Genomic DNA, 493 nt, shown 5'->3' with positions numbered 1-493 from the left:
GCTGAATGTCCTTGCGCGCCTGCGGCATCTGCGGATTCACATCATCAAGAAGAACGTTGGCGTTGGTGATCGACTGGCCGAACTTCTCCCCCAGCCCCGACAACGACTGCGCCGCCGCACTCAACGTCAAATTCAGCTTGACCGGATCGACCTTCTCCGCGATCGAGGTGATCGTCTCAAACAACGTGTTGATCTCGGTGGTCACCGAACGCGCATCGATCACCGTGCGCGGCGAAATCTTCTGCGGCGACGGATTGGCCGGCGTCGTCAACGACACATACTTGCCGCCGAACACCGTCGTCGCCTTGATATCGGCATTCACATTCGACGGAATCAACTTCAAATACCGCGGATACACCTCAAGAACGAACTTCGCCGCCGGCTTGCCATCACGCACCGTCTCCGAAATCGACCCCACCCGGCCGATCTCCACCCCGTTATAAGTCACCTTCGAACCCGGATCCATCACCAACCCCGCCCGCGACGCCAACAT

1 protein-coding gene is annotated in these 493 nt (G+C 58.8%); it reads right to left on the bottom strand.

What is annotated here, in order from left to right; translation table 11 throughout:
* The coding region (locus AC5Y30_RS25480) for an MCE family protein (RefSeq protein ID WP_499922084.1) at positions 1-493 on the bottom strand (493 nt) is incomplete at both ends.

The organism is Mycobacterium sp. NGS27 (genome assembly GCF_059813005.1).
The sequence above is the reverse complement of the archived record's forward strand: the minus strand, read 5'-3'. Positions and strand labels throughout refer to the sequence as shown.